This window comes from Wolbachia pipientis, assembly GCF_023661085.1.
Lineage (GTDB): Bacteria > Pseudomonadota > Alphaproteobacteria > Rickettsiales > Anaplasmataceae > Wolbachia.
In genome coordinates this window covers 1-15,474 of the sequence record NZ_JAHDJT010000007.1, presented here as the reverse complement: position 1 = coordinate 15,474, position 15,474 = coordinate 1, and the positions used below count along the sequence as shown (strand labels likewise).

General features: G+C 35.5%; 15 protein-coding genes, 1 tRNA gene and 1 pseudogene. 11 read left to right on the top strand and 6 right to left on the bottom strand.

Annotation, left to right across the window (positions count from 1 at the left end):
* Positions 1–456: 456 nt before the first annotated feature.
* A tRNA-Arg gene (locus DM84_RS00595) sits at positions 457–530 on the bottom strand.
* Positions 531–675: 145 nt separating this feature from the next.
* Between DM84_RS00595 and DM84_RS00590 the strand changes: the two genes are divergently transcribed.
* The 6 genes and pseudogenes from DM84_RS00590 (at position 676) to DM84_RS00565 (ending at position 5,093) form a co-directional block, all read left to right on the top strand.
* Complete coding sequence (locus DM84_RS00590; RefSeq protein WP_250777556.1) at positions 676–1,452, top strand: ABC transporter ATP-binding protein; 777 nt, start codon at positions 676–678, stop codon at positions 1,450–1,452.
* A 141-nt stretch (positions 1,453–1,593) separates the two neighbouring features.
* Positions 1,594–1,761, top strand: a complete 168-nt coding sequence (gene tatA, locus DM84_RS00585; RefSeq protein WP_006013840.1) for a twin-arginine translocase TatA — start codon at positions 1,594–1,596, stop codon at positions 1,759–1,761.
* 124 nt (positions 1,762–1,885) lie between these two features.
* Complete coding sequence (locus DM84_RS00580) at positions 1,886–2,557, top strand: exopolysaccharide biosynthesis protein (protein WP_250777553.1); 672 nt, start codon at positions 1,886–1,888, stop codon at positions 2,555–2,557.
* A 94-nt stretch (positions 2,558–2,651) separates the two neighbouring features.
* Complete coding sequence (locus DM84_RS00575; RefSeq protein WP_250777552.1) at positions 2,652–3,308, top strand: exopolysaccharide biosynthesis protein; 657 nt, start codon at positions 2,652–2,654, stop codon at positions 3,306–3,308.
* Positions 3,301–4,673: pseudogene (cysS, locus tag DM84_RS00570) on the top strand (cysteine--tRNA ligase). Before DM84_RS00575 ends, cysS begins: the two are co-directional and overlap by 8 nt.
* 6 nt (positions 4,674–4,679) lie before the next feature.
* A complete protein-coding gene (locus DM84_RS00565) occupies positions 4,680–5,093 on the top strand; it encodes a YqaA family protein (RefSeq protein ID WP_250777545.1) in 414 nt (137 codons plus the stop codon).
* Here DM84_RS00565 and DM84_RS00560 read toward each other — a convergent pair.
* From DM84_RS00560 to DM84_RS00550, 3 genes are read right to left on the bottom strand one after another with little or no spacing between them, the layout of a single operon-like run.
* Positions 5,083–5,934: an EndoU domain-containing protein gene (locus DM84_RS00560; protein WP_250777542.1), complete on the bottom strand. Its 852-nt coding sequence runs from the start codon at positions 5,932–5,934 to the stop codon at positions 5,083–5,085. The two genes, DM84_RS00565 and DM84_RS00560, sit on opposite strands and share 11 nt — an antisense overlap.
* A 57-nt stretch (positions 5,935–5,991) precedes the next feature.
* Positions 5,992–7,188, bottom strand: a complete 1,197-nt coding sequence (locus DM84_RS00555; protein WP_250777561.1) for a phosphoglycerate kinase — start codon at positions 7,186–7,188, stop codon at positions 5,992–5,994.
* 26 nt (positions 7,189–7,214) lie between these two features.
* Positions 7,215–8,243 carry an NAD(P)/FAD-dependent oxidoreductase gene (locus tag DM84_RS00550; protein WP_250777559.1) on the bottom strand — a complete coding sequence of 343 codons (1,029 nt, stop codon included), beginning with the start codon at positions 8,241–8,243 and terminating at the stop codon, positions 7,215–7,217.
* A 173-nt stretch (positions 8,244–8,416) separates the two neighbouring features.
* Between DM84_RS00550 and DM84_RS00545 the strand changes: the two genes are divergently transcribed.
* Positions 8,417–9,607 (top strand): ankyrin repeat domain-containing protein, encoded by a 1,191-nt coding sequence (locus tag DM84_RS00545; protein WP_250777540.1) that lies wholly within the window; start codon positions 8,417–8,419, stop codon positions 9,605–9,607.
* A 182-nt stretch (positions 9,608–9,789) separates the two neighbouring features.
* Here DM84_RS00545 and DM84_RS00540 read toward each other — a convergent pair whose 3' ends face one another.
* Positions 9,790–10,749, bottom strand: coding sequence for a hypothetical protein (locus tag DM84_RS00540; RefSeq protein WP_250777537.1), 960 nt, complete (start codon positions 10,747–10,749; stop codon positions 9,790–9,792).
* Between the two features lie 106 nt (positions 10,750–10,855).
* The gene (pgsA, locus tag DM84_RS00535; protein ID WP_250777534.1) at positions 10,856–11,398 is read right to left on the bottom strand and encodes a CDP-diacylglycerol--glycerol-3-phosphate 3-phosphatidyltransferase; all 543 of its coding nucleotides are present in this window, start codon (positions 11,396–11,398) and stop codon (positions 10,856–10,858) included.
* Positions 11,399–11,526: 128 nt separating this feature from the next.
* Here pgsA and DM84_RS00530 point away from each other — a divergent pair, with 128 nt between their 5' ends.
* From DM84_RS00530 to DM84_RS00515, 4 genes are all read left to right on the top strand, one after another.
* Complete coding sequence (locus DM84_RS00530; protein WP_250777531.1) at positions 11,527–12,846, top strand: malic enzyme-like NAD(P)-binding protein; 1,320 nt, start codon at positions 11,527–11,529, stop codon at positions 12,844–12,846.
* Positions 12,847–12,906: 60 nt separating this feature from the next.
* Positions 12,907–13,125, top strand: coding sequence for a BolA/IbaG family iron-sulfur metabolism protein (locus tag DM84_RS00525; protein WP_250777528.1), 219 nt, complete (start codon positions 12,907–12,909; stop codon positions 13,123–13,125).
* Positions 13,126–13,140: 15 nt separating this feature from the next.
* On the top strand, positions 13,141–13,464 hold the full coding sequence (gene grxD, locus DM84_RS00520) for a Grx4 family monothiol glutaredoxin (RefSeq protein WP_250777526.1): 324 nt from the start codon (positions 13,141–13,143) through the stop codon (positions 13,462–13,464).
* Between the two features lie 162 nt (positions 13,465–13,626).
* Positions 13,627–15,336 carry an ABC transporter ATP-binding protein gene (locus DM84_RS00515; protein ID WP_250777524.1) on the top strand — a complete coding sequence of 570 codons (1,710 nt, stop codon included), beginning with the start codon at positions 13,627–13,629 and terminating at the stop codon, positions 15,334–15,336.
* Positions 15,337–15,474 lie beyond the last annotated feature (138 nt).

Sequence of the window (15,474 nt, the reverse complement as noted above, 5' to 3'; positions counted from 1 at the left end):
CGGGGTTTTATTGTCTTTTTTCTCTGTCTGGTAAATTTCTTAAATATTATAGCTTGGACTAGTTGCGGTTAAAAGCAGCTAAATTGCAGCGTTTAAAGCATAAAAACGCCAATACTGACAACAGACAGTGATCAGGGTTTCTTTTGCTTTTTTTCTGCTATAGTAAAATTTTTAATATTTATAGCAAAAGCAATTTTAGAGCACACAAAAAACGCCAGTATTTAAAATAATTGCCTTTTTCTAGTTATGCGAGGAGTCTAATTCCTCTTTATTTTAAAAAACATTTCCAGTGAAAGCACCATGTCAATCAATGTTACAAAAAATTTAATTATTTACTTTCTTTTTAAATATACATAAAATAAGAATGCACTATACAAAGCTGGGTATATTAGTTGACATTTAAACGCAGTGAGATAGAGTATTACTGTAGGTTTTATGGTTGTGTTATAATTAGTATGGGACTAGTGCGATTCGAACGCACGGCCTTCGGATTAGGAATCCAACGCTCTATCCTACTGAGCTATAGTCCCGTGTTTTCCATTATCTGCACAAAATCATAGCAAAAAATCTCATACTTTTCTAGATTTCCTGCATCACCAATTTACAATAACAAAAAACATTTCTGTATATTTCTTGAGTATAATGCTATTATATTTAATAATACGGTTTAAATTGATGCTAGTTAACAACATTAGTTATTCCTATAACAGTCAAGACGATTTCGCTTTAAGCAACATAAATATTGAGGTGAAGAGAGGAAATGTCGTATGTCTACTGGGACATTCGGGTTGCGGCAAGTCGACGATTTTAAAATTAATTGCAGGGATAGAAAATCCAAAATCTGGCACCATTTTTATAAATGATAGGCTAGTTGCAAGTAACCACACATCAATTGCAATAGAGCATAGGAATGTCGGATTGATTTTTCAACATTCTGCTCTATTTCCTCACAAAACAGTAGTAGAGAATATAACTTTTGCTATTCGTAGCTCCTCCAAAAAGGCAAAGTATCTCACTGCATTGGAAATTTTGAAGCTATTAAACATAGAAAAATATGAAAATATGTATCCTAATGCCCTATCGGGAGGACAACAACAATTAGTTGCAATAGCAAGAGTAATGGCACAAAATCCTGATATTGTGTTGCTCGATGAACCATTTTCTAACTTAGATATACTGTCAAAGTGCCGAATAAGACATCATATATTGTCCCTTTTTAGAAGTAAAAATACCCCCGTGTTAATGGTAACTCACGATCCGCAAGAAGCATTAAAAGTCGCAGATTTTATCTACGTAATGAAAAGCGGTAAAATTATCCAATCAGGAGTTTCCAGTGATATATATCATAGTCCTAAAGATCATACGCTAGCAAAGTTCTTTAGTGAGTTCTCCTCTACTTTGCAGTTAGGTGATGAGCTTCCGTTTGATGGTATACTTGCTGCAAGAAAATAATCTAGTCTGCAGTTATTATAAAATAGGACCAAACACTAAAAAATTTTGATCTATAACTAAATAAGGTGATATAATTTATGTGTTACTTGACTTCAGTCAGGTTTCAATTTCTAAAATTTAACATTTTAAATGGAGGTACAAATGAGCTTAGGACCATGGCAATTGTTTCTAGTCTTAATAATAATCTTAGTTCTGTTTGGCGCAGGTAGGTTACCACAAGTTATGGGTGACCTGGGGAAAGGCATTAAAAACCTTAAACAAGAACTTAAGGACTCAGAGAAACTATCATCTAACGAGCCAGATCGTTAGCGTCTTTATACTTTGTGACACGTACTTTAGTGCGTGTCATTTGTTTAAAAACTTGAACTAGCTAAAGAATAGATTGAAATACTGCGGTAATTATGTTAGTTAGAAGGAATTATTTTGTTAAAGGATGACTGTACAAAAAAGCGAGAATTTGGCTGAAAATAAAAAATTGGCCTCCGATATTTTAAAAGAGGTTGCAGATACTAACAACGCTAATAGTGATAAAGTAACACTGTTTGACATAAAAACAGCTTTGCATGAGCGCGGTTTTGGTATTTTAATGATTATCTTCTCTTTGCCACTATCAGTACCTATACCGGTTCCACCTGGCTATACAACTATACTTTCTATACCTCTAATCCTATTCTCACTGCAGCTTCTGTTGGGATTTGATTCTCCTTGGATGCCTCACTGGTTGGAAAGAAAGTCTTTTCAACGTTCAACACTAGCTCTTGTGGTAGAAAAAACTTCTCCTGCATTAAAAAAAATAGAAAAGTTCATGAAACCAAGAATGCTTTTCATTTTCTGTGGACCTGGTGAAAAAATTTTGGCTTTTATGATGTTGCTTTGTGCAGTGATAATAGCTCTCCCGCTACCTTTTACTCACTTCCTTCCTGCAATCGGCGCAACCTTTATTTCGCTTGGTATCATGGGTAAAGACGGACTTCTTTCCATATTGGGGGTCTTAATCTCATTATGCGCATTATTGCTTGCTTTTGTTGTAATAATCAAAGGGCCGCAGCTTATAACAGGAGCATTCTCTTTCCTAAAAAATTTGCACGTGTTTACAACATCTTAACACAAGATGAATCTCGGGTATAAACAAATAATGAATGTTGAAATACAGCAATAATTATGCTACTTAGAAGGAATCATTTTGTTAAAGGATAATTGTGCCAAAAAGTGAGAAATTAGCCGAAAATAGAAAATTAGCTTCTGATATTCTAAAAGAGGTTGCAGACACCAACAACGCTAATAGTGATAAAGTAACACTGTTTGACATAAAAACAGCTTTGCATGAGCGCGGTTTTGGTATTTTAATGATTATCTTCTCTTTGCCACTATCAGTACCTATACCGGTTCCACCTGGCTATACAACTATACTTTCTATACCTCTAATCCTATTCTCACTGCAGCTTCTGTTGGGATTTGATTCTCCTTGGATGCCTCACTGGTTGGAAAGAAAGTCTTTTCAACGTTCAACACTAGCTCTTGTGGTAGAAAAAACTTCTCCTGCTTTAAGAAAAATAGAAAAATTCATGAAACCGAGAATGTCTTTCATTTTCTGTGGGCCAGGTGAAAAGATTTTAGCCTTCATAATGTTGCTTTGTGCATTATCGATAGCCATTCCGCTGCCCCTAACTAACTTCATCCCTGCAATTGGCACAACTCTCATTTCACTTGGTATTATGAGTAAAGATGGGCTTCTCTCTATACTGGGAGTCTTAGTATCTTTGTGCGGGTTGCTACTTACCCTTGTTGTAGTAGTTAAAGGACCGCAGCTCATACTTGGAGCATTTTCTCTTCTAAAAAGTTTTGTATATGGTTAGGTTCTATAACACCTTAACAAAAAAAAAGAGCCTTTTATACCGATCGATAAGAATCACGTAAGAATGTATGTTTGTGGACCAACGGTATATGACACGGCACACATAGGTAATGCACGTTCTGTTGTCGTTTACGACGTATTATTTCAACTGCTTAAATTTTGCTATGGCAAAGTTACTTACGCGCGCAACATAACTGATATTGATGATAAGATAATCAACGCAGCAAATGAGAAAAATAGCAGTATAGAAAGCATCAGCACATACTACACTAAGGCTTTTCATGAAGACATGAAAAGCCTAAATTGTGCAGAGCCAACATACGAACCAAAAGCAACGGAAAATATAGATTGTATTATCAAATTAATTGAACATTTGCTGCAATCTGGTCATGCCTATGAATCCAATAAGCATGTATATTTTAGCGTAGAATCTTACTCTGAGTACGGTGCTTTATCAGGGAAAAAAATTGATGAATTGGATCATGGCAACAGAGTTGAAGTTGGTGAAAATAAAAAACACCCAGGAGATTTTGTACTGTGGAAGCCTGCAAATGATGTTGACTACAAGCTTTCGAGCTATTGGAGTAGCCCATGGGGAGAAGGAAGGCCAGGATGGCATATAGAATGTTCAGCAATGTCGTATGCTTACCTTGGTCAAGATTTTGACATTCACGGCGGCGGTATAGATTTACAATTTCCTCATCATGAAAATGAAATTGCGCAGAGTAAATCTGCATTTACCGGATCAGTATTTGCAAAATATTGGGTACATAATGGTTTTCTTACGGTAAACGAAGAAAAGATGAGCAAGTCTTTATTTAATATAGTCAAGGTAAGAGATCTACTTCATAGCGGAATAAAGGGCGAAGTAATACGTCACGCACTGCTCAAAACTCACTATAGAAAACCACTTGATTGGACAAAAAATGTTATTTCTGAGTCACAAGAAACTCTAAACAAATTCTACCGGTTATTACGTGATGTCGATGTAGTGAATATTGAGAAAAGTGATGTGGAAGTCTTTAAAGATTTCATAGATGCTTTGAAAAACGACTTAAATATTCCTGAGGCCTTAGTCATATTGCATGAAATGGCCGCAAAAATCAACAAAACGAATAGTAAATACGAGAAGCTCAAATTAACTGAGAGTTTCGTTAAGAGCGCAAGATTTATTGGTCTTCTCAGGTCAAGTTATCAAGAGTGGTTTACTGCTGGCGTGAGTCATCAAGAAATAGAAAGACTAATAGATTTAAGAAGGACAGCAAAACAAAACAAAGATTACGATACTGCAGACAAAATAAGAGAGCAACTAAAACAAATGGGAATCTCAATTTCTGATAACGAAGATGGTACAACGACCTGGTAAACTTATATGGAAAATTATCTTCTGTTGTTCACAGATAACCTAATATCATCGCTGATCTTACCTATATATCAAGGTTTTGTGTTTCATACTATGTTGTATTTCAGGTCGTATTACAATCCATTACTTATGTTACTTCTTGGAGTATTGGGATCAAGCCTTGGTGGAGTGGTTAATTGGTATTTAGGTAGAATAACAATTTTTATCAGGAAATCATACCACAAACTAGAGAATGAGCACAAAACACCAAAAATCATAAGAAATCTACTGATCTGTGCAGTTGTACTACTTTCGTGGGTACCAGCACTTGGAAACACGATTCAAGTTTTATCAGGTTATTTTAAGTTAAACCTCAGTGTTTTTACCTTGTTAACTATCCTATCCAACTTTTTCTACTTGTTGTACCTCACCATTACTGTTTAGTAGCTTTTGCCTTACGTCCATCAATGCAGCTACAATTAGTACTTTTATCGTTACATTTTGGCGTTAAATCAGGATAGAACGTAAGTATGGCATCATTCTTTCTCACAAACACCGATTGATAATTGTCATCTTCCATTTTATATAGGCACATTCCATCCTTTCCCAATGCCTTAAATGCTTTAGTTGCTGAAACTAAAATATCATCAGCATGAAGGTTATATGCATACCCATTTGGGCACTTAACTTTTACTTCTCCACCTTTTCCTAAATATTTCATTCCAAATGTATAAACTGGTGGATCAACTTCTAATTTATTGCACAAAGACTTATCATTCCAAATCGCACCTGCCCATTTATCTTCTTGAGCCTCAACGTACCTACCTACAAAACGCATACCACCAAACCCCAATCTATCTGGCTCACCACAAAAAATATGTCCAAACCCTATAGTTTCTTTTTCAATTCCGCTATTTGTAAACCAAATCTTAGTTAGTTCATCCTTGAATAACTCCAAGTCTGCACTTGGTGTAATCACTTGATGATCGAGCCTATTATATATTCCTTCTACTACTTCTTGATGCTGTGGACAATCAAGCAAAACTCTGAAATCTTCTTTGTCGGGGTGTGATCCCCAATCTCCACAAACTCTTAACACTCCCCTATCAAAGTCAGTCAACTCCGGAAGTGGTGGAATGTAATCTGGCCCCGCAGAATTTGTTTTGAAGAATGGCTCAAAATCAATTCGTGAGCTTGGATCATTGAAGTAATGATCTTTAATATAAAAAACAAATCCTATTACCGGTATTATTAAGCATAAAATTAGCTTACTTTTCTTTGACATAATCACGATACAGCTTCACAAAAAAAGCTAGAGTACAAGCAACAATTTAAAAAAGCTTTAATCTGACGTTAATTGCAGTGCAGCAACTCCTGGCATTCCGTCGCCACTTAGCCAGCTTAAAAACGCCCCTCCACCAGTTGCAACATACGTAAAATCTTTATCAGTAAGATCTGCAGCATTTATTGCAGATAAGCTATCTCCTCCCCCTATCACACTAGTTAATTTTCCTTCGTGTGTTAAGCTACTTACGATTTTCATCACCTCTATTGTGCCATTTGCAAAAGTTGAATGTTCAAAGACACCAATAGGTCCATTCCACAGCAGAGTTTTGCTACTTGCTACCATACTGCTTATCGTGCTCAAGGTTTTAGGTCCGATATCCAAAATTACATCATCATTCAAAATAGATTCAGTGTTTCTTAAAACGCCAGTGCTGTAATCAGAGTTTACTGCAACCAAAACATCTTCAGGCACAACTATTTTACAATTGTTTTTATTTGCTGTTTCAATAACACCATGAAGAAAATCATCAACGCCACTTTGAAAGAAAGATTTGCCGATATTCACTCTATTGAACAACAAAAAATTGTTAGCAATTGCACCGCCAAGAACCAGATAATTGACCTTTTCTGCTAGTTTTATAAGCATTTTTATTTTAGTTGATATTTTAGCTCCCCCAACTATCGCAGTAATAGGTTTAGCATCAAATGATATGGCCTTTTCAAGATATTTTAGCTCATCTTGTAAGCAAAATCCTGCATAGGAAGGCAAAAATTCTGTAATGCGTGAAATAGAAGCGTGGGCTCTGTGAGAGCAAGAAAATGCATCGTTTACATATATATCTGCTAGTGATGCTAGTTGTTTAGCAAAATTCGAGTCATTCTGCTCCTCTCCTTTATAAAACCTCAAATTTTCCAGTAATATTACATCTCCTCCGTTCATCTCATTTACTGCTTTTTGCACTTTTTCGCCAATGCAATCATTGACAAACTTTACCTCTTTATTTAATAGTTGCGATAAAGTTTCAACTATATTTTTTAGTGACAAACTATCGTTTTTGGCTTTTGGGCGTCCAAAATGTGATGTAATAATAACCTTTGCGCTCGCATTCACTAGATGCTGAATAGTAGGCAATGCTCTCAAAATACGAGTGGCATCATGAACTTTTCCATTTTTTATAGGAACATTAAAGTCAACTCTGAGTAAGACAGTTTTATCGTGAAAATCACAATTCTCTATGCTAGACACATTCATCATAAAACTAAGGAGCTATAAAACCACTATACAGTAGTTTGACCTAAAGTAAATCGCTTGTGCGCCATCTTTGAAGTTGAGTATTGAAAATTAACTGGAGAATTACGGATCACTTTGTGTATGTCGTAACAAGCCATAGCGCTCTCAGCAAAGCCATTTAGTATCAACTTTAGTTTACCTGAGTAAGTAGCTATATCTCCGATTGCATATATCCTATCTCTACTGGTTCTGAGTGTAGCTTGGTCAACAACTATACGACTGTGCTCTAACTGTATGTCCCAATTGTTTATTGGACCCAAATTCATTGACAGCCCAAAAAATGGCAGTAAAAAATCAGCGGATATTTCTTTTTCTTCTCCAGAAACAATGTTTTTTGCTATCACTGCACTCAATTGCCCATTATTTCCGGCTAGTTCGTGTAATTGATATGGCGTTACAAGTGCTATTTTTCCACTGCTTTCAAGTAATTCCAATTCATTTCTAGTTTTAGCAACACAACGAAATTCCTTTCTTCGATGTATCACATAAATTTTCTTTGCAACTTTAGAGAGCTCTATAGTCCAATCAGCCGCAGAATCTCCTCCTCCTGCAATTACTATAGCTTTATCCTGAAAATCAGAAATTTTATTTACGCTATAAAATACGGATTTATTTTCATACTCTAATATACCATTAAGGGGTGGACGATTAGGTTCAAACATTCCATTGCCTGCGGCAATGATAACAGCTTTGCATTTCACTTCTGTACCTATGTTCGTTATTACAGTAAAGTTTTGACTGTCGTTATTCGAAATTTTTTCTACCTTTTGACTTAAGTGATAAACAGGCTCAAATGGCAAAGCTTGCTCCATTAATTGTTCAATTAGCTTTTGAGCAGTAATTATAGGATAGCCAGGTATATCGTATATCGGTTTTTCTGGGTAAAGAGCGGTACATTGCCCTCCTGCTTGATCCAAAACATCTATGATATGACATTTCATATCGAGCATTCCCGCTTGAAAAGCAGTGAATATTCCAACAGGTCCTGCACCTATTATTACAATGTCAGTTTCCATGCTTTCCATTTAGGTAATAACTTATTTAGATATTAGTTGGCTTTGTTAATAAGGTCAATTTATGAAACAACAAAAGGATACAGTTGTGGGAATCGGGCAAAATCGCAGATTAAGAAAAATAAATTTTTATGTAATTATAATAATATATTAACTTTAATAGTGAGGTAAATATTATGAGTATTAAGAACGATTTAATAATTAAAGCCACGGCAAACAACAATACAGGAACTGTAAAACAGTCGCTTAATCTACTTAAAAAACTATCTAATTCATTCGATATAGGACAAATACACGATAAGAAAGGCAACACTGTGTTACACTATGCTGCAAGAAATTCTAATCACAAATTAGTAAGCTTTTTTATCAAACATAATATTGATGTCAATTTAAAAAATCAATATGGGCAAACTCCATTGACACTCGCAATCGGAAATTTTTTTACAAGAGTGGGTGATGAAAAGAATCTACCTACAACTGAATATTTTAACAGAATGTTTTCTCGTGGAAACGGCTTGATAATTATTGATCTCTTGTTAAAATCGGGAGCAAAATTTGATAGAGCAGAGCATAATTACTTACTAGGTATCATAGAAGATCATAAAAATAAGAACGAATATGTATCTTATTGCGAAAAGATAGAAAAGACTTTGAGTTTAATTTCATGTTTAGAAGTACTGAAAAAACAAACTGGTGAGAATGCAAAACGAGGAGAGAAATATGTAAAATATGAAAATTGTAATTATAATAACAATCTAGAGCATATTTACGATACTCCAGAGTACGGTATTTCAGGGTATGATAACAGTAATGATTGCATTTCAGAACATGTTTACGAAGAGGTAGATGGATTCCATGTTAATAAAAAGGCATTCAATAGTGATATGAGTCGTAGTGGTAGTGTATCGAATATTGACAGTGACAACACTTGGTCCAGTTGGGATAATGATGAAAGTGAATGTCAGATGCTTTCAAACCCTCAATCAGACAATGAAAAAGGAAGCAGAACTCCTGAAAGTGGTTACAGATCTGGCGATGATGCGAGCCAACAGGAGTCCAAAATTGTAGCTTTGCTAAACCGCCAGCCAAATGCAGGAAAGTCATCGATAGTGCTAAAGCCAGCTAATCCACAAACAAGACCTCAAGCTTCTCCTGCAAAAAGGATGACTGAAAACAAAATATCTAATCCTAGTTTTAACAAAGGGTATGGTTTTTCTTCCAATCTAGCGGCAAACAGCATAAAGGAAAAGATAAAAATGTTTGAAAATAACACATCTTCTAATCCAAGCTCTAAAGTGCTTTCAGGTTCTATAAAAAAAGCCCTGAATAGAAATAACTTTCTTCTTAAAGCTCTACCGCTTAAGTAACTTGTTTCTTTTTCTCTGGATTCTAGCGCATAATACTAGAATCCAGTTTTTTTAAGCCATAGAAACGGGGCTACAAAAAAATCGCTAGCTTAAAAAATCAGATGGCGCCATTAGTTTTTAACATTAGATCGTAAAATAGCTAAGGCTACTATGAGGTTTCTTTGCCTTTTTTTCTGCTTAGTTTAGCAAACAGTTGCCGCTTCTTGGTTTGTACCATATCTTCTGTCTACATTGCTTGCAGCAGCACCTGTTATACCTTTTTCAACTTTTCTACTGATTTCTACATTCTTTAACTCTCTCTTATAAAGATGTGCGATCAGTCCACTTCCTGCCATCAAAAGAGTGATGCCTACTAAACCCAAAGCGGGTCCAACAGCAGGATGTAAGAATGATGCTAATGCTATTAACATTATTCTCCTTATTAACATTATAGAAGAATCAGCAAACATTAAACTAGCAGCAGAAATATTGTTAGTCCTTTTCTCAGATTTTTCGTCAAGGTTGGAATTTTCTTGCTCTTTGTCTATCTCATGTTCTTTGCTCTTCTTGCACTCACAATATAAGGAATTAACGCTTGCTACAAAGTAAAATAAGCTAGAAATTGAAAAGGCTACATCTTCTATTATTCCTTGATCCAATGCTTCGCTAACTATACTAGCTACAATAACTAATATAGTTAAAGCAGCATCAGCGTAGTTAAGGTAATCATCAACAGTGTAAGGAACATCTCTCTTCTCTTTTTCTGCCACTTCGTCATTTTCAAGATCCTTTAATTCCTGTTCCTTTTGAGCTATCTTTCTATTATTGTAAATTAAATATAGCGTACAAATAAGGGATAAAGCTGTGAAAGGTAATATAGCGTGGCTTAGTGCACCACTTATAACACCAAGCAATACCTGATCGCTGCATGTTTTTGCCAGCTCAATAGCCATCAGCAATGCAAATGGGGCCATTGTTGCCAATGACACGTATTGTCTATATAGCTCTCTTTTTTTCAGTGTTAATAGTTCTTGTTCGAGCTTCTCCCTTTTCTTGGTTTCTTCTTCAATTAAAGACCAAAAATCCTGAAAAAAATCCTCCATTTCAGAATCTTTTAGTCTTTTAAAAGACCTAGTACCAGGGTTATTTGTAAAACTAGTCATATAAACCCAACTAACTTATGGACTAGTATATTATACATGATTTCAATTACTTAGTCAATTTTGTTAAAATCTTAATTATTTGTATGTTAATTGTTTCTCAAGGAATTCAGTCAATCTGCTTGATGCCAGCTATGACATAATTATAGCCTGACCACATAGTTATAATGGCTGCAACCCACAGACAAATTGCACCTATGTATTGAGTTATTTCGTAGTCGTCCATTATTAGTGCCACTACAGCAAGCATCTGCAGAAATGTTTTAATTTTTCCAGCTTTGCTTACAGGCAGGCTAACGTTTGTAGCGATCAGAAACTCACGCAAACCCGAAACTAATATCTCCCGACAAACGATGACAACTGATGGTATTATCGTATAATCATTGACCTTATGCTTATAAACCAGCATCATTATTGTTGAAGCCACTATTAACTTATCAGCAATTGGATCAAATAGCCTGCCAAATTTTGATTGGACTTTCCACGCACGTGCTAGGTAACCATCAAAAAAATCTGTAACGCATGCAAATATAAAGATTGATATTGTTATCAAGTTTGCATATTTGTTTTCTATATAAAAACTTAATATTATTGCTGGTACTGCAAGCGCACGAGAGATTGTCAGTAAATTAGGCAAGTTTTTCTTAAACATGCAGTGTAACTTTAGTGCGGTATGGTAAACTTATACAGGAGTAAAGTACAATTCACAAGCTAATAGTTTGCAATTGAATATTTATAAAAATTCCATATGCTTAAAAATTATTAGCTCAAGATATAATAATGAATGACGATTTAGATCATACTACAAAACAAGAAGCACTTAAGTATCACAGTGGGGGCAGTAATCCTGGTAAAATATCTATCTTGCCAACAAAGCCCTTATCTACCCAGTATGACTTGTCACTTGCTTATTCACCTGGAGTTGCAGCTCCATGCCTTGAAATAGCTAAAAACTCTGATCTAGTTTATGATTATACGGCAAAGAGCAACTGCGTTGCTGTTATTTCAAATGGCACTGCAGTGCTTGGACTCGGCAACATCGGGCCTCTTGCTTCAAAACCTGTTATGGAAGGCAAAGCTGTTTTATTCAAGCGTTTTGCTGACATCGATGCAGTTGATATAGAAGTTGGCACAGAAAATGTGGAAGATTTTATCAACGCAGTAAGATATCTTGGACCAAGTTGGGGAGGGATAAATTTAGAGGATATAAGATCTCCCGATTGTTTCATAATAGAAAAACGTCTAAGTGAATTGATGGACATTCCAATATTCCACGATGATCAGCATGGAACTGCAGTTGTTGTTGCAGCTGGCATAGAAAATGCTCTTGATATTGCAGGAAAGAAATTAGAAGATGTTAAGATCATCATGAATGGCGCTGGGGCAGCCGGCATTGCATGTTTGGAAATACTGAGATCCATGGGCGCTAAAAACATAGTGCTGTGTGATAAACAAGGGGTAATATATAGAGACAGAAAAGAGGACATGAATGAGTGGAAGGAAAAGCATGCAACTGACACCAAAGAACGTTCTCTACTTGATACAATAAAAGGTGCTGACGTATTTATTGGACTATCTGCAAAGAATGTGCTAAGCGAAGAGATGCTGAAGAGCATGGGTAAAGATCCGATTATTTTTGCTCTTGCTAACCCTGATCCAGAAGTAAGGCCTGAGTTTGCAAAATCCGTAAGGCCAGATGCAATAATCGCAACTGGTAGATCAGATTACAACAATCAAGTCAATAATGTAATGGGATTCCCCTATATATTTAGGGGAGCACTTGATGTACACGCAACAACAATAAACAATGAAATGAAAATTGCAGCTGCAGATGCAATAGCAAAGCTTGCTCGTGAGCCAGTACCTGACGAGATATCTGCAGCTTATAGTGGGCGTAAAATGAGCTATGGATGTGAATACATAATACCTACTCCATTTGACCCAAGATTGATTTCGACAGTTTCTCCTGCCGTTGCAAAAGCTGCAGTGCATTCAGGTGTTGCCAAAAAAGCAATACAAGATTGGGGTGAATATGAAAATCAATTGAAATCTCGTCTTGCGAGTGCTCTTAGCACGCTGAATTCATTGTCTTCACAATAATTCAGTTGCGCAAAGTAATTTTAGATTTATAATAAAAGTATTGTAATTTAAAGTAAATTAATGGTTATCGCAATTCATGAATTAGAGAAAATCATCAAACAATCATTTCCAGGTGCTGATATAGAGGTTAATGATCTTGTTGGAGATAATGATCATTATCATTTGAAAATAACCTCCAAGTGCTTTCTTGGAAAGACAAGGATAGAGCAGCATAAAATGGTATATAAGGCATTAGAAGGCCAGTCTATACATGCATTGCAGTTAGAAACTAGTGCTTAAAATTAAGGTGAACTTATGAACAATTTTGAACAAATAAAAAAGGATATAACAGAAAATGATGTAGTACTCTATATGAAAGGCACTTCTGACTTTCCTCAATGCGGATTTTCTGGACTCGTCGTGTCAATTCTCAAAAACTTGAATGTAAAGTTTAAATGCATCAACGTGCTAGAAAATGATGAAATACGTCAGTCCATAAAAAAGTTTTCTGATTGGCCAACAATTCCACAGTTATACATAAAGGGAGAGTTTATTGGCGGCTGTGACATCGTTCGCGAGATGTATGAAAAAGGTGAGCTGCAAAGCTTGTTAAAAGAAAAAAAGATTATGGCAGAGTAAGATTGTCAGAAGGGTGTTATCCCAAAATATTTTCCGGTTCTACTAGCCTTTTTTGTGAGTTAAATCACAACATTCATACGATCAGTAGACCTAAAACCATACCTTTTTCCTTTCTCCTGACACTAAAATCCATATACTTAGCCTTGGAGACTTCGAAATAAGATGCGATCTAATATTAGGCAATTATTTTACTACATAAAGCCCAACCTACATTATTTCATTATAGCTTTTATTGCAGTTTTATTTTCAGCTTTAACAATTCTCCTTTTTGGTAGAGGTTTAAGCAGCATAATTGATTCTGGTGCAGAACACGATTTTACTACTAAACTAGTAGTTACAATATTTATAGTTTTAGCTGTTTCTCTTACTGCGTTCATTAGATTGTATTTCATTGGCATTGGCAGCGAAAAAGTTATTGCAAAAATAAGATATGACTTATATAGCAATGTTACCGACTTGCAACCAAGTTTCTTTGAGAACACTGGTGTCCAAGATGTCATCTCAGCACTAATTACTGATACCTCTGTGTTACAATCTATAATAAATAGCAGCCTACTCACCATATTGCGAAATTTTGTAATTTTGATTGGTAGTGTTGCCATGTTGTTGTATACAGATCTGCATCTAACTGCATATGCGGCTGCGATAATACCCATACTACTTATTATCATGACTTCCCTTGGGAAAAAAGTGCGCAATCACGCACGCTTTGCCCAGAGTAAGCTGAGTGAGCTTGCATCATTTAGTGAGGAAAATTTCAGATCCATAGTAACCATTAAGTCGTTTGTATTGGAGGAAAGTGAAAAAATCCGTTTTAAGGAACGTCTAAACTTAGTATCAGAATCATACATAAGATTAATATTCTTGCGCGCTATTTTGGTAACTTTGGTTATCTCGTGTGTGATAGGTTCACTGGTCGTTTTAATCTTTTTTGGTATTAAAGAAGTCTTAAGTAATAATATAACTATTGGGGAGCTATCTTCATTTGTATTTTATTCAGTGCTTGCAGCAGGAGCTGTAAATAATCTGAGCGATAATATCAGTGACTTACAACGGGGTCTTGGGATAGTAGAGCGTTTATTTGAATTTAAGAATATGAAAAGCTCTATAGTAGATGCTGATGATCCTGTAAAAATTTGTAGTGTTCAAAAAGGAATTTCGTTTAACGGCATAACGTTTTTTTATGAATCTCAGCCTGGTAAGCCAGCGTTAAGTAACGTATCATTTTCCATAGAGGCGGGCCAAGCAGTGTCAATTGTTGGACCATCTGGCAGTGGTAAGAGCACCATTTTAAAGCTTCTGCTCCGTTTTTATGATCCAAGTAAAGGCAGCATTACTATCGATGGGCATAATATTAAGTCAATTGCGCTAAGTAGTCTCAGGTCATTATTTGGTTTAGTGCCGCAAGATCATATGATATTTTCTTGTTCAATAATGGAGAATATATTATATGGCAAACCAGATGCCGAATATGAGGAAGTAAGACGAGCAGCCATCAGTGCTTATGCGATGGAATTTATTGACAAGCTACCCGATAAGTTTGACACATTTGTAGGGAAAAGAGGATTAAAACTTTCCGAAGGACAAAAACAACGTATTATAATAGCGAGAGCCATACTCAAAAATCCCCAAGTTTTAGTGCTGGATGAGGCAACCTCTGCCCTTGATTATAAAAGTGAAAACTTCGTACAAAAAGCACTAAGCAAATTAATGCAAAACAGAACAACGGTCATAATCACACACAGGCTATCAACCGCACTAAAAACTGACAAAATTATAGTGATTAATCACGGAGAAGTAGAAGAAGTAGGAACTCATGAATCTCTAATAAGCAAAGATGGACTATATGCGAAGTTGGTAAAGATACAATAGATATGGATATTATATAAGTAAAAAGAAGAACTAAGTTGACTCTTATGCTAGATTTGAAATTAAAATTATTAATTTTTTAATTATTTTAACTTATAATAATTTAATATTATTTTTTAAAGGACTATTATGATTTACACT